General features: G+C 41.2%; 17 protein-coding genes. 11 read left to right on the top strand and 6 right to left on the bottom strand.

Translation table 11 applies throughout. From position 1 onward, the window contains the following. Positions 1-28 precede the first annotated feature (28 nt). Positions 29-2,818, bottom strand: coding sequence for an excinuclease ABC subunit UvrA (gene uvrA / locus NXR94_RS02035; protein ID WP_258102894.1), 2,790 nt, complete (start codon positions 2,816-2,818; stop codon positions 29-31). Positions 2,819-3,003: 185 nt separating this feature from the next. Next, positions 3,004-5,454: an alpha-L-arabinofuranosidase C-terminal domain-containing protein gene (locus tag NXR94_RS02040; RefSeq protein ID WP_258102895.1), complete on the bottom strand. Its 2,451-nt coding sequence runs from the start codon at positions 5,452-5,454 to the stop codon at positions 3,004-3,006. Between the two features lie 340 nt (positions 5,455-5,794). Here NXR94_RS02040 and NXR94_RS02045 point away from each other — a divergent pair, with 340 nt between their 5' ends. From NXR94_RS02045 to NXR94_RS02060, 4 genes are read left to right on the top strand one after another with little or no spacing between them, the layout of a single operon-like run. Next, entirely contained in the window at positions 5,795-6,394 is a 600-nt protein-coding gene (locus NXR94_RS02045) for an RNA polymerase sigma factor (RefSeq protein WP_258102896.1), read from the top strand. Continuing rightward, positions 6,363-6,602 (top strand): hypothetical protein, encoded by a 240-nt coding sequence (locus NXR94_RS02050; protein WP_258102897.1) that lies wholly within the window; start codon positions 6,363-6,365, stop codon positions 6,600-6,602. Before NXR94_RS02045 ends, NXR94_RS02050 begins: the two co-directional genes overlap by 32 nt. A gap of 30 nt (positions 6,603-6,632) precedes the next feature. Beyond that, positions 6,633-7,283: an endonuclease III gene (gene nth, locus NXR94_RS02055; protein ID WP_258102898.1), complete on the top strand. Its 651-nt coding sequence runs from the start codon at positions 6,633-6,635 to the stop codon at positions 7,281-7,283. A 54-nt stretch (positions 7,284-7,337) separates the two neighbouring features. Further along, a complete protein-coding gene (locus tag NXR94_RS02060) occupies positions 7,338-8,540 on the top strand; it encodes a glycosyltransferase family 4 protein (RefSeq protein ID WP_258102899.1) in 1,203 nt (400 codons plus the stop codon). Here NXR94_RS02060 and NXR94_RS02065 read toward each other — a convergent pair. Further along, entirely contained in the window at positions 8,537-9,520 is a 984-nt protein-coding gene (locus NXR94_RS02065) for a gliding motility lipoprotein GldB (RefSeq protein WP_258102900.1), read from the bottom strand. The genes NXR94_RS02060 and NXR94_RS02065 overlap by 4 nt on opposite strands. A 46-nt stretch (positions 9,521-9,566) precedes the next feature. On the opposite strand from NXR94_RS02065, the gene NXR94_RS02070 reads away from it, so the two are divergent. Next, on the top strand, positions 9,567-10,226 hold the full coding sequence (locus tag NXR94_RS02070) for a porin family protein (protein ID WP_258102901.1): 660 nt from the start codon (positions 9,567-9,569) through the stop codon (positions 10,224-10,226). Here NXR94_RS02070 and NXR94_RS02075 read toward each other — a convergent pair. The 3 genes from NXR94_RS02075 to NXR94_RS02085 form a co-directional block, all read right to left on the bottom strand. Beyond that, a complete protein-coding gene (locus NXR94_RS02075; protein WP_258102902.1) occupies positions 10,223-11,773 on the bottom strand; it encodes an Rne/Rng family ribonuclease in 1,551 nt (516 codons plus the stop codon). The two genes, NXR94_RS02070 and NXR94_RS02075, sit on opposite strands and share 4 nt — an antisense overlap. Positions 11,774-11,909: 136 nt before the next feature. Beyond that, a complete protein-coding gene (locus NXR94_RS02080) occupies positions 11,910-12,710 on the bottom strand; it encodes a M48 family metallopeptidase (protein ID WP_258102903.1) in 801 nt (266 codons plus the stop codon). Between the two features lie 12 nt (positions 12,711-12,722). Further along, complete coding sequence (locus tag NXR94_RS02085) at positions 12,723-13,013, bottom strand: HU family DNA-binding protein (protein ID WP_258102904.1); 291 nt, start codon at positions 13,011-13,013, stop codon at positions 12,723-12,725. A gap of 105 nt (positions 13,014-13,118) precedes the next feature. Here NXR94_RS02085 and mutY point away from each other — a divergent pair, with 105 nt between their 5' ends. From mutY to recG, 6 genes are all read left to right on the top strand, one after another. Further along, entirely contained in the window at positions 13,119-14,159 is a 1,041-nt protein-coding gene (gene mutY, locus NXR94_RS02090; protein ID WP_258102905.1) for an A/G-specific adenine glycosylase, read from the top strand. 13 nt (positions 14,160-14,172) lie between these two features. Next, positions 14,173-14,625: a single-stranded DNA-binding protein gene (gene ssb, locus NXR94_RS02095; RefSeq protein WP_258102906.1), complete on the top strand. Its 453-nt coding sequence runs from the start codon at positions 14,173-14,175 to the stop codon at positions 14,623-14,625. Positions 14,626-14,659: 34 nt separating this feature from the next. Next, on the top strand, positions 14,660-16,012 hold the full coding sequence (gene gldE / locus NXR94_RS02100) for a gliding motility-associated protein GldE (RefSeq protein ID WP_258103264.1): 1,353 nt from the start codon (positions 14,660-14,662) through the stop codon (positions 16,010-16,012). Beyond that, positions 16,012-16,599, top strand: a complete 588-nt coding sequence (gene gldD / locus NXR94_RS02105; protein ID WP_258102907.1) for a gliding motility lipoprotein GldD — start codon at positions 16,012-16,014, stop codon at positions 16,597-16,599. Before gldE ends, gldD begins: the two co-directional genes overlap by 1 nt. 61 nt (positions 16,600-16,660) lie before the next feature. Further along, positions 16,661-17,425, top strand: a complete 765-nt coding sequence (locus NXR94_RS02110) for a response regulator transcription factor (protein WP_258102908.1) — start codon at positions 16,661-16,663, stop codon at positions 17,423-17,425. 7 nt (positions 17,426-17,432) lie between these two features. After that, entirely contained in the window at positions 17,433-19,526 is a 2,094-nt protein-coding gene (recG, locus tag NXR94_RS02115) for an ATP-dependent DNA helicase RecG (protein WP_258102909.1), read from the top strand. Positions 19,527-19,603: the final 77 nt, after the last annotated feature.

The raw sequence follows: 19,603 nt of genomic DNA on the forward strand, positions 1-19,603 counted from the left end.
AAATTGTTTTAGTGTGAATTATTTCAGCTTAGAATTTTTCTTTCAAATACTTCGCCGTGTAATTGTCGGCTAATTTAATCATATCCTCCGGCACTCCGGTGAAACAGACATTTCCCCCGCGCTCTCCACCTTCTGGTCCCATGTCAATGATCCAGTCCGCGTTTTTCACGACCTCCATATTATGCTCGATAATCAAAACAGAGTTTCCAGCATCAACAAGCGCATTGATAGCGTCCAAAAGTTTTTTGATATCATGGAAATGGAGACCGGTTGTCGGTTCGTCAAAAATGAAAAAGATATGATCCGATTTATTCGTTGAGCCCTTGCCAAGAAATGACGCAAGCTTAACCCTTTGGGCTTCACCGCCGGAAAGAGAATTGGAGGACTGTCCAAGTTTTACATATCCTAAACCAACTTCCTGCAAAGGTTTAATCTTATTGATAATACTGGATTTACCTTCGAAGAATTCAATGGCCTCATCAACGGTCAGGTCAAGTACTTCCGAGATGTCCTTCCCATTATAGGTCACTTCCAGTATCTCCTTCTTAAATCTTTTGCCCTTGCAATTCTCACATTCCAGATGAAGGTCGGCCATGAACTGCATTTCAACAGTAACTGTTCCTTCACCTTCACAAACTTCACAACGTCCACCGTCCACATTGAATGAAAAGTGGGCAGGTTTAAATGCATTTTTCTTTGCAGCCGGCTGCTCAGAAAATAATTGACGAATGCCATCATATGCCTTCACATAGGTGACTGGGTTGGATCTGGAGCTCTTTCCAATCGGATTCTGATCAACGAACTCTATCTGATTAATTTTTTTATAATCCCCATCAAGGCTCTCGTATTTACCTGTTAGTTCACCGCCAACACCAAGTGTTTTTCCGATTGAAGGATAAAGTATACTTTTAACGAGGGTTGATTTACCTGAGCCACTCACACCTGTTATCACGGTCAGAACTCCCATCGGGATCTCAACAGATATGTTCTTCAGGTTATTCTCTCGTGCTCCCAGAATTTTGATCGATTGATTCCACTTTCTGCGCCTTGAAGGGATACCTATCGTTTCCTCTCCCTTCAGATATTTGGCAGTATAGGATCTGGATTCCCCATTAAGCTCATTTACTTTTCCCTGAAATACCAATTCTCCCCCATGCACTCCTGCAGCCGGTCCTATATCAATAATTTGATCCGCTGACTCCATCACCTTTTCCTCGTGCTCAACTACTATCACCGAATTTCCTAAATCTCTCAGGGTTATTAATACCTCTATGAGCTTATCAGTATCTCTTGGGTGTAAACCAATGCTAGGTTCATCCAAGATATACATAGATCCGACCAGTGCACTTCCCAGAGATGTCGCCAGTTTGATTCTTTGAAATTCTCCTCCCGACAGGGTGCCGGTTAGACGGTTCAATGTCAAGTAGCCTAAACCAACCTTATCCAGGTAAGAAAGTCGATTGGTAATTTCATTCAAGATCCGGCGAGCAACCTTTTGATCATGATCGCTAACCTCTAATTCGTCAAAGAACCCAATAAGGTCTTCAACAGGCATCAAAACCAAATCAATGATGGATTTTCCTCCTATTTTCACATAAGATGCATCTTTTCTAAGTCGGGTACCATGACAGTCCGGGCACACGGTCTTACCCCGGTAGCGAGAGAGCATCACACGATACTGGATTTTATGAACCTGCGTTTCGAGGTATTCAAAAAAGGCATTGATGCCTTCAAAATATTCATTGCCGCTCCAGAGGAGTTCCCTTTCATCCTTCGTCAGTTCATTCACCGGTCGATGGATCGGAAAATCAAATCGAATACCGTTTTTGATCAGTGGCTGTACCCATGACTGCATGATCTCACCTCGCCAGGGAGCTACAGCTCCTTCATAAATGGAAAGACTTGGATCAGGAATTACCAGGTCAGGATCAATCCCTAATATTCTTCCAAACCCGTCGCACCTTCTGCATGCCCCATAGGGATTGTTAAAACTGAAGAAATTAACGGATGGCTCTTCGAAGCGAATACCATCCATTTCAAAAAGATCCGAAAAGGAAAGCTCATTCTTTCCAACAATATTTACCTTGCAGTTGCCCTCCCCCTCAAAGAAAGCAGTTTGAACCGAGTCCGAAAGCCTAAACTCTGTGGCTTCATCTCTTTTGACCACCACACGATCAATCAGGATCTCAAATTCCGCTTTGGAAGAAATTTTTTGATCGAGTATCTCTTCAATGAATTGAGTTTCACCATCCATCAATACCCGTGTATACCCCTTGCTTAGAAGCACTTTTAACTCCTGCATGATCGTACGGGAGTTCTTGATTTTTAACGGGGTGGAAATGACCAGTTTGTCTCCCTCCTCAAAAGACAAAATATAATTGACAACATCTGTGACCGTATCTTTCCTAACGACACCCCCCGAAACTGGGGAATAGGTTACACCGATCCTTGCAAACAGCAGTTTGAGGTAATCATAAATCTCTGTGGTCGTCCCAACTGTTGAACGCGGATTTCGGCTCGACACCTTTTGTTCAATCGCAATAGCAGGAGATACCCCCAGAATATAGTCCACTTCAGGCTTCTCCATTCTTCCCAAAAACTGACGAGCGTAAGAACTGAGACTTTCAACATATTTCCTTTGACCTTCAGCAAAAAGTGTATCAAACGCCAATGAAGATTTGCCCGACCCTGAAAGACCCGTGATCACCACCAACTTGTCTCGTGGAATGGCCACATCGAGGCTTTTCAGGTTGTTCACCTTAGCTCCTTTAATGATGATATGATCCTTTGGATCGTATTGGTCTATGGGTTTGGACATGAACTAGTTAAAAGCAATTAGGAGTATCTATAACCTAAAGTTCGGGTTTAGAGTTGCGAATTTACGCAGCCCAGGGCTAAACATTGAATGTTCCTCAAAACAAATGGTCCGGATTGCTTAACTGGGATGAAAAACAGAAAAGCACCCTAGGGGGTGCCTTTCAAAATTATTGATAGAGATACGTTCTATTGCTTTATGCTTACCACCTTAAACGATTGAGCCGGCAATTCATAATTTTTGAGATCACCAACAGAAATTGATGTGGTATCCGGACTCAATAATTCCGGAGCCTCAAGAGAATTTCTTAATTCCGGATCATTTCCTGTTAGTGTAATTACATCTGCTTTCAGACTGGCATCAATCCCTTCAATCTCCACATTCGCCCTGATAGACTGATCACCAGCGTTCACCAACTTAAGAATTAGCTCATTGTTTTTATCATTTTTTACTACAGAAGCAGAAACTGGTTTTGCCGGAGGCAGTATTTCAAATAGCAGCTCGTCATCCAGATAACATTTAGCCAAGTCTGTGGTCACTTCAATCTTGATCGTATACCACTTATTGTTTTCAATAGAACCTTGTTTTGACATAAATTCAGATTTCGAACTGTTATCAGCTAATTCTATCGCATGACGTGTATTGTTCCATCCACCAATATTTAGCCAATAAAAGTTCAGTGAGTCCTGATATGCAAAAGGAATAACAAAGCCTTCTCGACCACCTGTTTTCATCGCCTTAAGTGTGTAAGTATAGCTCTCTGCAGTCACTGGCAGATTATAAATGCTCAGCGATGGTTCATTCATGCTCGTCTGATAATAGGCTCCATCAACAACTTCGAAAGATCCACTTTGGACTTCCCAGGCTTTGGTACCTGCTTCAAAGTTTTCCTCAATAATCAAGTTCCCATCACTAACGACCTGAATGTCATCATAAACTACTGTAGTACCCCATGAGCCCAGGCCAACTTGTCCTGTATACAAGTTTGAATGAGGGTTGAAGTTTCCCACATATTCCAGTGTGCTAGGCACGTATTCATTTCCTGTATATACCCCATAAAGCTGCTGTACATAATAACTCACTGTCCTAACCACGTTGTTATTATCAAATCGGATCAGGTCCGGATTCCACTGATGATGATTTTCATTGCTAAGCAATGGTGCATAGCAAGTAAATTGAATGACATCTGCATTCTTTTCAACACCGGTCAAATAGGCTGCTTCAGCAATAGCATTTTTCAAACGATCGTCACGTGATGCATATTCACCAACGAAAACTTTAGGACCGTTTCTATCAAAATCATCATACCGATCTTGATTGTTGAGCATCCATGATGGACTCACATAATAATGCTCATCCACTGCATCCAAATTTTCCTTAACACTGTATTCCCACAATCGATCGTAATGGTAACCGGAAGCTGCGACTCCGGATGTTCCTATCACTTTGATTTCGGGATAGTACTTTCGTAAAGAGTCTGTGATCATCTTCATCCGCACTTCAAATTCCGGTATAAAATCCTCTTCATTCCCAAGGCAGAGATACTCCATATTGAACGGTTCAGGATGTCCCATGTCAGCACGAACTTTACCCCATTCTGTATCTACTGCCCCATTGGCAAACTCGACCAAATCCAACGCATCATCAACCCAAAGTTGCATATCTTCAATGGGAGCAATTTCCCGATCTCGGAACTGACAGGAAATCCCTACAGGCACTACCGGAAGCGGAATAGCCCCGATGTCCTCACAGAACTGAAAGTATTCGAAAAACCCAAGGCCATAGGTCTGATGGTATCCCCAGGCATTCCAATTCGGTATTCTTTCCTCAACTGATCCCACAGTTTCTTTCCATCGGTACGCGTTATCAAGGCTCGCACCGTGAGAAATACAACCACCCGGAAATCTTACAAATTGTGGATTCAAATCGGCTATAGTTTGAGCCAGGTCTTGTCTGAGTCCATTTTCTCGTCCCTTAAAAGTGTTTTTAGGAAACAAGGAGATCATATCGAAATAAAGATCGCCTTTGGAAGAGGTAGTAATTACTAAATTGGACTTCAATTCCGTTTCTGATGGTTTTAGTATTCCTCCCAGTTTCGACCAGGTATCATCTATCCCATCAAAATCCAAGCTAGCAATAGTTTTATTTTTGGAATTGACCAAAGCGACCCGAACAGAACCTTCGAATTTCTTATTTGCTCTGACGTACATAGAGACAAGGTACTCCTCGCCACTGTTCACCGAAATGCCATCAAATCCGGTGTTTCTAAATCCGGTTGGTTGATCCTCCGTTATGTTAAGATGCAAATAGTTTGGATTATTCGCATTTAAGGGGTTATCACCTTCAATAGTCATTGACCCATTATTCCCCTCTAATTCCCATGCCTCCAGAGGCTTAAGTTTTACATATTCGTCTACCTCGTGATATTCGAATGACCGATTCTGGACCAACTCCGCATAAAGCCCCCCATCTGCGGCATAGTTAATGTCTTCAAAAAATGCCCCTATCAATGTTGGGCTCATTGGTATTCCGGTGGTTTCCGGATTTACTTTCAGCGTAACCTGGGCAGGTTCGTTGCAGCTCACAAAAAATAATGTGGCGCTTACAGCCACAAAAGAGTTAATGAATAACTTGATCATTTGAATGTCACAAAAGGTTTTTAATTCGGTTTTTTGGTTGGTTTATACAAAGACTAAAGAGGCAAATATCTTGATTGATACAAGAAAATAATTATTCCTTTCTGTCATTTGTCCAATTTTTGAATGTCAATTCTCAACTTGATTAAGACACTTCTTTGCCGAATAGATAAGTGAGGAATCCATCGAATCAAACGAGCCAATTCGCAGTTTTCAAAAATCATGAATTTGTGGTTAAGGATTATTTAATATAGATTTGATACTATACGAATCATTTTTTTATCATTCCTTTTAAACCCTGACAATATGATTTGAACGTCTACGTTAACTAACTGGTGACTTAATGAGTAACGTAAAATTGACAGATGGACAGCTAGTGTCTATCTACAAAAATGGTAACGAAGAGGCGTTCGAGGAATTATTGGTAAGACACAAAGACAGGGTATTTACCACGATTTATTTGATTGTAAAAGACCGATATCTTGCAGAAGATTTGATGCAGGATGTGTTTATTAAAACAATCAAAACCATAAAATCAGGCAGATACAATGAGGAAGGCAAGTTTTTGCCCTGGATTCTCAGAATTGCCCATAACCTTGCCATTGACCAATTTAGAAAAGAGAGACGTTATCCAACCATTGTAATGGAGGATGGCAGCAGTGTGATGAATACGTTGGAGTTTTCTGAGGCACCCATCGAAAGTGAACATATTAAGCAGGATACTTACAATCTGCTAAAGCAACATATACAAGAGCTCCCGGAGAGCCAAAGAGAAGTACTGGTGATGAGGCATTATATGCAAATGAGTTTTCAGGAAATCGCTGACGCTACCGGGGTGAGTATTAATACAGCTTTAGGCAGAATGAGGTATGCTTTAATTAATTTACGTAAAAAGCTAAACCTTTCGGAAAATGCCTATGACAAAAACTTTTACAGAAAATGACTTAGTGGGATTTATTTACGGAGAACTTGACAAAGCCAAATACCATGAGGTAGAGCAAGCTTTGCTTGTAGATCAATCTCTTCAGGAAAAATACGATGAACTCAAAGAGGTGGTAAGTCAATTGAACAAATTGAAATACCAACCTTCAGAAAAATCAGTCAGGAATATCCTTAACTTCTCAAAAGGATATCAGGTACACTCTACATAATTTTGTCTGCCCAAAGAAAAGGGCACAGCAATGACAAAAAAGGAGCGGTACGAGGCATTTGTAAATTATTTCCTGGAAAACTTTCCAGACCCCAAAACGGAACTGAACTACAGCAATCCATTTGAACTGGTGGTGGCTGTCGTTCTCAGTGCGCAATGTACCGATGTGCGCATTAATAAAGTTACGCCCTCGCTTTTCGCAGCCTTTCCTACTGCTGAGCACATGTCTCATGCGACTTTCGACGAAATTTTCGAGCTGATCCGAAGCGTCTCCTATCCAAACAACAAATCGAAGCACCTCATAGGGCTATCCAAAATGATCATGGAGGATTTTGGTGGTGAAATTCCTCAAAACACAGATGATCTACAGAAACTTCCGGGTGTAGGCAGAAAGACGGCAAATGTGGTGGTTTCCGTACTGTACAATCAGCCCGCTATGGCAGTTGATACTCATGTTTTTCGAGTCTCTAAAAGACTTGGGCTTGTCACTCAAACAGCCAAAACACCACTCGAAGTAGAAAATCAACTTGTGAAATACATTCCTGAGGAGTACATCCATAAAGCCCACCACTGGTTGATCCTACACGGCAGATATGTTTGTCTCGCCCGCACTCCTAAATGTGATGAATGTCAAATCACCAATTTCTGTAAATATTGGGAGAAAATGGGTCCAGCCAAATAGATGGACTAACAGCTATTCTGGTTTTACAACTCATTATTTCAGAACTTTATAAACATGGTCATTGCCTATGTACATCAATACTTTCGTACCCCGGATCAAGGCGGCTGCACCAGGTCCTATCATCTTGCCAAAGGTCTTGTCGCTGCAGGGCATACCGTGAAAATAATTACTGCTCGCAATGAAAGATACGAAGTACAAAACATTGAAGGCATCCGAGTTCACTATCTGCCGGTTAAATATCGAAATGAGTTCGGTTTTTTCAGACGTATTTTCTCCTTTATAAGATTTGTTCGCCTCGCGAAAAAGGAACTGACTAAACTTCCTAAAATCGACCTCGCCTATGTTATGACAACCCCATTGACAACTGGGCTTATCGGTCTTCATTTAAAGAGAAAGAGAGGCGTTCCCTATTTCTTTGAAGTTGGTGACCTGTGGCCGGAGGCCCCGATACAAATGGAAATAATTAAATCCCGTATGATAAAATCGCTGCTTTATAGATTTGAGGAAAAATGTTATTCCGAAGCAAATAAAGTGATTGCCCTCTCTCCTGATATTAGAAACTATATCGAAAAGAGGTCGCCATCATCAAGGGTATATGTGATCCCCAATATTTCACATTGCGATTATTTTCAGCCAGAAGTTTCTTTAAAGAAATTCTCCCGCAAGAACCCCTTTAATATTGGATATATCGGCACCTTGGGGAAGGCCAATGGTTTAGAGGCTCTCGTCAATGTTGCTCGACTTTGTGAGAAGAACAAATTGCCGGTTCAATTTCACATTATGGGTTCTGGCGCTGAAAGACACTCCTTAACTGAAGCCATGGGAAGCCTTAGCAATGTGAGGTACTATGACTTTGGTCCAAAACAAAAAGTCAAAGCACTTCTTGAAACCATGGATGGAGTTTATGTTTCATTTAAAAATGTTCCGGTACTGGCTACTGGTAGTCCGAACAAGCTTTTTGACGGACTGGCCGCGGGCAAACTCATCATTACCAACTTCAAAGGATGGACCAAATCCATTATTGAGAATAATCACTGCGGTTTTACCCATTCGCCAAAAAAGCCTGAAGAATTCATTGAAAAGCTAAAGCCTTACTTTGATGATCCAAATCGGTTATTGGTTGCCCAGCAAAACGCTCGAAGGTTAGCAGAACAATTTTATGATAAACAATTACTGGTAGGCAAATTGCTCAATGTCATTGAAAATCATCAATCCATGACTATTGATGATTCGGAGATATTTATCCTAACTGGCTAGTTCCCCTTCGGCTTGTATCCAGATAACTGGAATATCCTATCGTTATCCGTGTTTTCGAGCAGGGCTATAATCTCTACCTCATTATTTCGCATATAGGCATCGACAATTTGCCATCCTACCCAGGCCGCTACTCGTCCCGGGCAGTCTTTGCTGATCTCATAAACATTCGGCCTTTCTCCCAGAAATTTTCTTTTAATCACATGATTCGTTTCATATAGAATCTCATTCTGAACAAAATTGGCCCAGATAATCGCTTCGTTTTCCTGAACCGCCATCATCTCAGCAGGGGTGTATCCCATAATTACAGAATCCGTAACACATGGCATCAACTGAGTAAGTAGGTAATAGCTCTTTCCAAAATCAATCATTTCAGAAAGCATCGATTCCTTTTTGCCGCTTGATATCAAGCCACTCGTCAGAAATTTCATGATGGTAACTGGTAGATGTTGTTTATCATACCTTCTCAAAATATAAGCCGGTATGTCCATCGGCCTATAGGTAGCACCCTCACCAATAAAATAGTCCAGACCAAGGATGATCAGGCTATCGGTGATATATAGATCGTTATACAAGCCCGTGACCATGGTCTGTATTTTAGGCGTTCGTGTTTCCGGATATATGCTCTTTAGTCGTCCAATAGCACCTTCGAGTGTCCTTTCCGTCGATTCAAAATCCTCAAACGCATCCCTTGATTCCTGGTAAAGTGTATCAATAAATGGATCTTTGATTAAATCGAAGATCCGCTTTGCAAGAATTCCATTATTTGGATATTCATTACTGTGCAGAAAAAAGCGCGCTGTTGAAGTATTCTTATCCAAAAAACCCTTTACCTCTTCTACCGACTCACTTGCAAATAGCTCTTCTTCCAGGCGCTGCACTTCAATATCCGCGCTTTTTATCGTTAATGTTGAGTCCCTGCATTCCTCATCTGAACACGACCAACATAAAAGCCCCACAATCATTATGATTACTGTTCGCATACTTCTTAATTTTAGGCTGCCAAAAATAGCATATCTTCCTGTGCACATGAGAAAAAACGTCCTTCTATTACTTTTTCTAATTTCTGCATCATTTCTTTCACAAGCTCAATCCAAACTGGGATTGAAATTTTCTCCGGTGATCTCCTCCAGTAGAATCACGCTAACGGACAGCACCTATGATGTGAATGCCAATGGTACTCGCGGTACTTTTTCGATTGGTTTAATATATGACCATCAAATTGCCGAGACCTATTTCTTCAGCACGGGACTCATTTTTATGCCTAAAAGAACACACTTACAGGTAAGGGGAGAAAATAACCCCACCAGTATTCCTGTAGGTGTGAACCCTAATGAAACTTACAAGCTTCAATATTTACAGTTTCCGGTCACACTGAAACTTTACACCAATGAGATCGTGCCTGATGGCAAGATTTTCTTTCAGGTTGGTTCAGCACTAGAGTTTCTGGTGAATAGTGAACCTTCCAGGGAAGATTATGACCTCGTCGAAGATTTTACTGTTTTTGATTTTGCTGTACTTCTGGGTACCGGATATGAGTACAGGGTGGGGGTGAATACCACACTGTTTTTTGAAGTAAGCTATCAGCGTGGATTGATCAATCAAATAAAAGCTCTTCGCTATGATTTTCAGGAAGAGCTTTTAATTAAAAGTAATATCGTCGCACTGGATTTCGGGATCAAGTTTTAAGTCTCGATCAATTCCCCCTGTGCATTCAGGAGATTATACTCGCTAATAGTCAATGATGAATCTTCTATCAGGGTTACCCATTTTTGATATTTGAAGAACCATTTTACTCTTCGGGAAATCAATCCTCTTTTAAAATAGGCATACAAATAAGGGTGCAGGCTCAAGGCCAGCTTACCTTCATTTTGACTCCCCAATACGAGATCAATAGTGTTCTCAATCTGCTCTGCAATAAGGATCGAGGCAGAAATCTGACCTGTTCCTCCACATGTTGGACAAGCTTCACGGGTTGTAATATTCAACTCCGGTCTTACTCGCTGTCTGGTGATTTGCATCAAACCAAACTTCGATAGTGGAAGGATCGTATGCTTGGATCGATCATCCTTCATTTCCTGCTTGATGCGATCGTAAACCTTTTTACGATTGTCCGCTTTGCGCATATCAATGAAGTCAATCACAATGATACCACCCATATCACGTAATCTAAGCTGACGAGCAACTTCTGCAGCCGCCTCCAGATTAACTTTCAGGGCTGTGGTCTCCTGATCCTCTTCCCGGTTAGACTTATTTCCGCTATTAACATCAATAACGTGCAGTGCCTCAGTATGCTCAATGATCAAATAGCCTCCATTGGCAACGCTGACCGACTTTCCAAATGAAAGTTTGAGCTGCTTCTCAACACCAAAGGCCTCGAAAATCTTAACCTTATTGTTATAGAGCTTTAATATTTTCTCCTTGTCCGGAGCAATTTTCTGAATGTATGACTTGATCTCACCATGAAGATCTTTATCATCTACAGTAATGCTGTCAAATGACTCATTGAGCACATCTCTCAGAATGGAGTTGGCTCTGTTCATTTCCCCGATCACTTTTTCACCGGGCTTAGCAGTTCTTAAACTCTTGATTCCCTGATCCCAGATCTTGACCAGGTTTCTTAGATCGTTATCAAGCTCTTTTACATCCTTACCCTGTGCAACCGTACGAATGATCACACCGAAGTTTTCGGGTTTGATGGAACTGATAAGACGAGATAATCTTTTTCTTTCAGCAGAATCACTGATTTTTTTCGATACGCTTACCGCATTCGAAAATGGTACCAGTACTATGTATCTGCCGGCAATCGACAACTCACAGGATAGTCTCGGACCCTTCGTCGAGATAGGTTCCTTTACCACCTGAACCAATATTTTCTGATTCTTGGTAAGGACCTGATTCATTTTGCCAAGCTTATTAATATCCGGCTCATGTGAAAACCCCGTGAGTTTAGAACTCACGTTTTTTCGGTTGAGCACAAGCTTGGTAAACTTATTAAGAGATTGTACCTGGGGACCTAGGTCCAAATAATGCAAGAATGCGTCTTTCTCATAGCCAATATCTATGAAAGCCGCATTCAAACCTTGCACTACTTTTTTAACCGTGCCGAGGTATATATCACCAACATTGAAGGCATTTCCATCTTCTTCCTGATGGAACTCTACCAGCTGTTTGTTCTTAAGAAGGGCAATCCGACATCCTTTTTGAGTTGAGTTCAGTATTAATTCAGTACTCATTACTCAAAATTTAGATGTTAGACTATTACTTCTTCTTGTGACGGTTTTTTCTTAGTCTTTTCTTTCTCTTGTGAGTAGCGATCTTATGTCTTTTTCTCTTTTTACCGCAAGGCATAATTCTTTGTGTTTTAGTTACTTAAATATTTTCTAATTCCTTTATGTAGTTCGCTGCTGTAGCTTTTAAGGCTTCATCAGCATTTTCAAACTCCAAATATTTTTCAAAGGCTTCCAAACCTTTCTCGGCTTCTCCGAGCTCCGCGTAAGTGACACCCAAATAAAACCAGGCCTCATGATCTTCCGCATTAATTTCTACCAGATTCAGAAAGCGCTCTTTTGCTCTTTCATATTGTCCGGATCGAATGGCCAGCAAACCAAGATTTAATATGGCCTCTCTGTTTTCAGGATCTGTTTCCAAAACCTCCCTCAACATCATCACCCCACTCATTGGGTTTTCTGTTGTCATCATGGTCATGGCGAGTTTATTCTTCCATGCCAGATTATCCGGGTATTCCTTCAACAAGTTCTCGAACATTTCTCTGGCCTTCCCTGCAAATTTCAGTGCCTGATTTTCATCCGAGGCATTCTGTGAAGCACGGTAATAAATCATTGCCGCCACTTCCTGCCCAAAAAGGGATGAACCCTGCTCCAAAATGCGGTCGGCATAACTCGAAGCACTGTCAACCATACGGTACTTCAAAAACATGTCGGCCAAAGAGTCCGCAAAGTTAATAAAAGTTTTGTTTTCAACCAGCCCAATTAATTGAGCGCGCAAATACGTAATTCGCTCGTTATCAGCGGGTGTAACGTCCATGCTGTGAACAACGGGTTCGGCTATTTCACTTGTCTGATCATTTTCCACCACACTACGTGGAAGGCTGTAGATCACAGCGACCAAAACAAGTCCTACGATTATAAGAATGATCTGACTTTTATTCATTCGTAAAACCTCTTATTTGAGGTTTTTGCTGTTTTTGATTTTCTCAATGAAAATCTTGGATGGCTTGAAGCTAGGCACAAAGTGCTCATCAATGATTATTGCCGTATTTTTGGAAATGTTTCTGGCTATCTTCTTAGCTCTTTTCTTGTTCACGAAGCTGCCGAAACCTCTTACGTAGATGTTTTCACCTGACGCCATAGAGTTTTTTACCACCGAGAAAAAAGCCTCTACACTAACCTGAACATCGGCCTTATCTATGCCGGTCTTTTCTGCTATCTCGTTGATTACGTCTTGTTTAGTCACAATTAATTCTATTATGTAAGTTTAATGCCCGGGCGAAAATTCCGGTCGCCAAATTTAAATTTGGTTTGGTAATAAAAAAACAATATCCGGTTTTAATAGACACAATTGCAAAGAAACCAAAACTATTTCGTACAAGAGCTAATCGATTGGTTTTCAAAAGCTAAGAGAGATTTGCCGTGGAGACAAACACGTGACCCATACAAAATATGGCTTTCTGAAATCATCCTTCAACAAACAAGGGTAGAGCAGGGTTTACCGTATTATGAGCGGTTTATAGACCATCACCCTGACGTCCATTCACTGGCAGATTCTAATGAAAAGGATGTTCTCAAGCTTTGGGAAGGGTTAGGCTATTATTCCAGAGCAAGAAATTTGCACGCTACGGCCAAATTTATTTCCAAAGAACTGAACGGCACCTTTCCAAACAATTATCAAAACCTACTCCAGCTGAAAGGGATAGGGCCCTACACTGCAGCGGCAATTGCATCTATTGCCTTTAAAGAAAGTACTCCTGTTGTGGACGGGAATGTTTATCGCTTTGCTTCGCGCTATTTTGGAGTATTTGATGACATCACGCAAAGTGCCACACGAAAAACCTTTGAGTCGTTGCTTAGAGATATTATCCCTTCTGATCGACCAGATGATTTTAACCAGGCCATGATGGAGTTCGGTGCCACAGTATGTACGCCTTCCCCAAACTGTGATCAATGTCATTTTACTCAATCCTGTTTTGCTTATCAGCAAAAAGCTCAGAACCAATTACCGGTTAAAACCAAAAAAGTAAAAGTCAGTGAAGAGCATTTGAACTATTTAATCTTCGAGCATTCGGGAAAGTACCTCCTCCATTCAAGAACTGAAGGTATTTGGAAAGGTCTCTATCAGTTTTATTTAATCCGGTCAAAAGAAGAACAAAAGGAGCTTCTCAATAAATATGATGGGAAGGTGACTATGGAATCGGAGATCATTAAACATATTTTAACGCATCGCAGACTTTGGGTGAAATTTGTCACAATTGAAATCCACGAGGCAAAATCATTTAAGAACCTTTCTAAAGAATTAGGATTACATCCTTTTAGCTTAGAAGAAATGCTAAATTTGCCTCGTCCAAAAGTGATTGTGAACTATTTGCAACAAGCAGTTAATTAACTAATTTTAGAAAATGGCAGGAGTAAACAAGGTAATTTTAGTAGGAAGGTTAGGGAAAGAGCCTGAAATCAGACATTTAGAAAATGGAGCTGCAGTTGCCAATTTTCCGATTGCGACTTCAGAAACATATAAGGACAGAAACACCGGTGAGCGTAGAGAGCAAACCGAGTGGCACAACATCGTTCTTTGGAGAGGATTGGCAGAAGTAGCTGAAAAGTTTCTCAAAAAGGGCGATATGGTGTACATCGAAGGAAAACTCAGGACACGTTCCTGGGAAAAAGATGGAATAACCAGATATACCACCGAAGTTGTAGGTGATAACATGACCATGCTTGGTGGAAATTCTGGAGGAGGACAAAGCGGCGAGCCTTATGGTGGCTCTCAAGAAGTAGCAAAACCGGTAGAAAGCTCAGCTTCAACTTTTGATGCGGGCTCCGATGTAGCTACGGATGACTTGCCGTTTTGATGTTTAACTTAACGAAACCTGATTGGAAACATCTATAGACGATCCATACCCCTCGGTGCTTTTAACAGCATTTGTAGAACAACCACTTTCATTTTATTTAGTTAACGGACTGGGCATTCTTGCACTTTTGCTTTTATCCGGATTGATTTCCGGATCAGAAGTGGCATTTTTCTCATTGAGCAGGGAACAAATTCAGGAATCTGCTACGTCGGATAACCAACGGGACAAGTACATCAGTAGGCTGGTGATGAGCCCGAAACGATTACTGGCCAATATCCTGATTCTAAACAACCTGGTGAATATTTTCATCGTCACCATTTCTACCTTTGCAACCTGGAAGCTGGTGGGTAGTAAAGATGCGGGAGGCGCGGTCATTATCACATTGACCGCTGTAGTTACTATACTCATTATTTTTCTCGGTGAGATCGTACCTAAAGTATTTGCCAACCACAACAACCAGAGCTTTGCACGCTTTAGTGCGCCGATGCTCATTTTTTCTGACAAGATATTACGACCCATTTCATGGCTACTGATGAGTATCAGCAATGTGATTGAATCGCGTATTGAAAGAAAAGGCTATAACCTCTCAGTTAATGAAATCAACGATGCCCTTGAAATCACTGCGGATAAAGAAGTGGTAAGTGCTGAGGAAAAAGACATGTTAAAAGGTATTGTGAATTTCAGTACCCTGTCGGTAAAGCAAGTCATGAAATCACGGATAGACATTATGGCGGTGGATGTCGAAACGGATTTCCATGAACTGATGAATCAGGTAAATAAGACTGGATACTCCAGAATCCCTGTTTTTGAAGAAACAATAGACAATATTGAAGGAATACTTTACATCAAAGACCTTCTTCCTCACCTTCACAAGGAGGAGGATTTCGAATGGCAGACGCTCCTCCGTCCGGGCTTTTTCATACCGGAAAGCAAAAAGATCGATGGATTATTAAAGGACTTTCAGGAGAAACAAGTTCACATGGCCATCGTGGTAGATGAATATGGCGGAACCTCCGGACTCATTACCCTGGAGGATGTGATTGAGGAAATCGTAGGGGAGATCAATGACGAGTTCGACGATGAACGAGACGTTGCCTTTACTAAGCTTGACGCAAATACCTATGTTTTTGAAGGTAAAACTTCACTTAACGATTTCTGCAAAATCACAGAGGTTGATTCATCCAGTTTTGAGAAAATTAAGGGTGACAGCGAGTCACTTGGAGGTTTGTTGCTTGAAATCAATACGAAGCTTCCAAGTGCCGGAGAAAAAATCCGATACGGTTCTTTTCTATTTACCGTTGTTGCAGTGGACCAGAAAAGGATTAAAAGAATTCGGGTGTTTATAGACCCTAAAAAAGAGGTGGCAGTTAAAGACTTTGAAGATTAATGGTAAAACAGTTTTGTGTATGCGTTTTGGGTGTGATGTTATTTGGTTGTCAGGGAGATTATTTGCCTAAGCCTAAAGGTTATAATCGAATAGACCTTCCCGAACATGAATATACCAACCTTCCCGACACACTTCCATATCAGTTTGAGTACTCTACGATAGCTACGCTCAGTCCGCATGAGTCCTGGATCACAGAGCGCTATTGGATCGATATCAACTATGAAAACATGGATGCCATGGTTCAAATAACCTACAAGCCTATTCTGAATAAAGATTCGTTAATGCGTGGTTATTATACTGATTCTTATAAACTCACCTCACAGCACAACGTGAAGGCTTACGCCATAGACGAGATGATACTAGAACTTCCAAATGGCAATTTTGCCTCCGTTTCCAGTCTTGAAGGTGAAGTTCCAACGCCCTTTCAATTTCATGTTTCCGATAGTAACCGGCATTTCATTCGTGGTGCGTTATATTTTGAAACTGCTACTAAAAATGACTCACTTGCACCTGTGATTAGTTACCTCAAACAAGATGTAATTCATCTGCTGGAAACCCTTCAGTGGGACCATGGTAACAAAAAGTAAAACATAACTACAAAGTTTTCTGTTATATCCATTATTTTCATAGTTATAACTAACCACCAATATGGATATCAACAATTACGACAAGGTCTTTGAGACCGTCCGGGATATTGAAAAAAATGTAGTCAAAACGCACATCAACCGTCTTGAGGAATTAGACAAGTTGATGCCCGCGAACCCCGTTTTTTTCTGCATTACTAATACTACCAAGCACTCCTTTGAATACGTAAGTAAAAATTTTCATCATGCTACCGGCCTGGACCCGAAAAAAATGAAGGAAGAAGGCATGAACTATTGGTGGAGTAGATTTCATCCGGAAGAGGCAGATCTATGGGTGAATATTCTGGGAGAGCTGATGCAGTTTACGATGGGAAAAGTACCCTTCGAAGATCGCAAACGAGTTAGTTATATATGGAATTACTCCATTAAAAATGTCAATGGCGAGTATATGAATATCACTCAGCACACCACACCCATGTATTTTGATGACCAGGGGAAGCCGGTGATAGGATTGGCGCATTATACGGTGACTGGAAAAGGCGAGCGGCTTCCGTTAAAAGCTACCGCCATGATTCTCAACGCCAACGACATCTACGAAACGATCTTTCACAAAAACTTTTCTAAAGAACAAGCCGAGCAAAACCTGAGTAATAGGGAAATTGATGTCTTAAGATTGGTTGCAGAGGGATTGAACAATCAGGAAGTCGCGAACAAACTTTATATTAGCCTTCATACTGTGCAAACACACCGACGAAATATCATGGCGAAATCCAACTGTAATAACGTAACCGAATTAATCGCCAAATACATCAGAGAAGGAGTACTTTAAATCTTATATGCCCGGTTTTTTTGAAAGAAGTATCGAATACCTCAAAGGTGTGGGTCCTCAAAGGGCCGAGCTTCTGAAAAAAGAACTTCAAATCTTCACATTTGCTGACCTCATTGAACATTACCCCTTTCGATATGAGGATCGAACCAGGTTCTATCAGATTCGTGAGATCAACGAAAATCTTTCCAGTGCTCAGATCATAGGTAGATTCATTTCTTTTCAGACTGTTGGTACGGGAAGAAAACAGCGATTAGTTGGCATTTTCGCCGATGAAACCGGGACGATAGAACTGGTTTGGTTTCAAGGTGTCAAATGGGTTCAAAGCAAGTTGACAATTGGCCAGGAATATGTTGTCTTTGGAAAACCGGCTCGCTTTGGTCAAAAATACAGCATCGCCCATCCGGAAGTGGAATTACTGACTGCAGGAAACAAACAAGGGGCTTATCTTCAACCAGTTTACAATACCACCGAAAAATTAAAAACCCGTTTTGTAGACAGCAAAGCCATCATGAAGATGATGAAAATGCTATTTGTCGAAGCTGTCAATCACATAAACGAAACACTACCTCCCAATATCATTGAGCGATATAAGTTGATGGACAAGAAAAATGCATTGATTCAAATCCATTTTCCTAGAAACCCAAAGGCATTGCAACATGCTCGAGCCAGATTAAAATTCGAAGAGCTTTTTTACATCCAACTACGATTGATAAAGCTAAAGATTACAAGGATTGATAGTTTTCCCGGACTCAAGTTCAATAACAGCGAACTATTAAATCACTATTATGAAAACTTCTTGCCCTTTAAACTCACCAATGCGCAGAAAAGGGTAGTTAAAGAAATCTATCTGGATTTTAGATCCGGGAGACAGATGAATAGACTGGTGCAGGGCGATGTGGGCAGCGGAAAAACTATGGTGGCTTTTCTATGTATGCTGATCGCCATTAGTAATGGCTATCAATGTGCCTTCATGGCTCCAACGGAAATTCTGGCCGATCAACATTTTAAAGGTTTATATGAACACGCTCAGGAACTGGGTATCGGAATAGCTCGTTTATCCGGATCGAGCAAAAAATCCGAGCGCAAGGTAATCGCACAGGGTTTGGACTCCGGAGAGATCAAAATCCTAGTTGGAACTCATGCCCTGATTGAAGATTCTGTACAATTTTCTAAACTCGGTCTGGCTATTATCGATGAACAGCATCGATTCGGCGTGGCACAGCGTGCAAGTTTATGGAATAAGAATCAAGGTACCTATCCCCATGTATTGGTTATGACTGCCACGCCTATTCCACGTACACTAGCCATGACATTATATGGAGACCTCGATATTTCGACCATCGATGAATTGCCTTCAGGCAGAAAACCAATAAAAACTTACCATATGAGAGATAGCCATCGCCTCAAAATGTTCGATTTTATTGATAAGGAAGTTCAAAAAGGGAGGCAGGTCTATATTGTATATCCCCTGATTGAGGAATCTGCCAAGCTTGATTATAAGGACCTGATGGATGGTTATGAAAGTATAGCCAGAAGATTTCCCGATTATCCACTATCAATAGTACATGGCAAAATGAAGGCAGAAGATAAGGATTGGGAAATGGCCCGGTTTGTACAAGGAGAGACTAAAATTATGGTTGCTACAACAGTAATTGAGGTTGGAGTGAATGTGCCCAATGCGTCTATCATGGTGATCGAAAATGCTGAAAGATTCGGTCTCTCTCAGCTCCATCAATTGCGAGGACGAGTAGGACGTGGGGCCGAACAATCTCATTGTATTCTTATGACCGGAAATAAACTTACCAACGAAGCCAAAGCCCGTGTCAAAACAATGGTTGATACCACAGATGGGTTTAAAATAGCAGAAATGGATCTTAAACTTAGGGGACCTGGTGACCTGATGGGAACACAGCAGTCAGGACTTATGGATTTGAAGATATCAGATTTAGGTCAGGACGGCGAAACATTAAAATTAGCCAGAGCTGTGGCTACCGAAGTACTGAATGAGGATCCGAGTCTGGTGCTGCCCAAAAACCAGCTAGTCAAAAGACAAATTGACGCTCAAAGCAAGAGCACAGTAAATTGGAGTCGGGTGAGTTAAATTGGGATTAGAATAAAAAGCCTCCAACTTATTAAAGCAGGAGGCTTTCAGGCTTATTTCAAAAAATATTAGTCCAT

The sequence above is a fragment of the Marinoscillum sp. MHG1-6 genome (genome assembly GCF_024714475.1).
Taxonomy (GTDB): Bacteria; Bacteroidota; Bacteroidia; order Cytophagales; family Cyclobacteriaceae; genus JAMZMI01.

What these genes read in the sequence shown, in the direction of transcription:
- uvrA (WP_258102894.1), bottom strand. Translation starts at nt 2,818, where the DNA reads ATGTCCAAACCCATAGACCAATACGATCCAAAGGATCATATCATCATT.
- NXR94_RS02070 (WP_258102901.1), top strand. Translation starts at nt 9,567, where the DNA reads ATGAGAAAAAACGTCCTTCTATTACTTTTTCTAATTTCTGCATCATTT.
- nth (WP_258102898.1), top strand. Translation starts at nt 6,633, where the DNA reads ATGACAAAAAAGGAGCGGTACGAGGCATTTGTAAATTATTTCCTGGAA.
- NXR94_RS02110 (WP_258102908.1), top strand. Translation starts at nt 16,661, where the DNA reads ATGGATATCAACAATTACGACAAGGTCTTTGAGACCGTCCGGGATATT.
- recG (WP_258102909.1), top strand. Translation starts at nt 17,433, where the DNA reads ATGCCCGGTTTTTTTGAAAGAAGTATCGAATACCTCAAAGGTGTGGGT.
- ssb (WP_258102906.1), top strand. Translation starts at nt 14,173, where the DNA reads ATGGCAGGAGTAAACAAGGTAATTTTAGTAGGAAGGTTAGGGAAAGAG.
- NXR94_RS02065 (WP_258102900.1), bottom strand. Translation starts at nt 9,520, where the DNA reads ATGCGAACAGTAATCATAATGATTGTGGGGCTTTTATGTTGGTCGTGT.
- NXR94_RS02050 (WP_258102897.1), top strand. Translation starts at nt 6,363, where the DNA reads ATGCCTATGACAAAAACTTTTACAGAAAATGACTTAGTGGGATTTATT.
- NXR94_RS02045 (WP_258102896.1), top strand. Translation starts at nt 5,795, where the DNA reads ATGAGTAACGTAAAATTGACAGATGGACAGCTAGTGTCTATCTACAAA.
- NXR94_RS02075 (WP_258102902.1), bottom strand. Translation starts at nt 11,773, where the DNA reads ATGAGTACTGAATTAATACTGAACTCAACTCAAAAAGGATGTCGGATT.
- gldD (WP_258102907.1), top strand. Translation starts at nt 16,012, where the DNA reads ATGGTAAAACAGTTTTGTGTATGCGTTTTGGGTGTGATGTTATTTGGT.
- NXR94_RS02060 (WP_258102899.1), top strand. Translation starts at nt 7,338, where the DNA reads ATGGTCATTGCCTATGTACATCAATACTTTCGTACCCCGGATCAAGGC.
- NXR94_RS02040 (WP_258102895.1), bottom strand. Translation starts at nt 5,454, where the DNA reads ATGATCAAGTTATTCATTAACTCTTTTGTGGCTGTAAGCGCCACATTA.
- NXR94_RS02080 (WP_258102903.1), bottom strand. Translation starts at nt 12,710, where the DNA reads ATGAATAAAAGTCAGATCATTCTTATAATCGTAGGACTTGTTTTGGTC.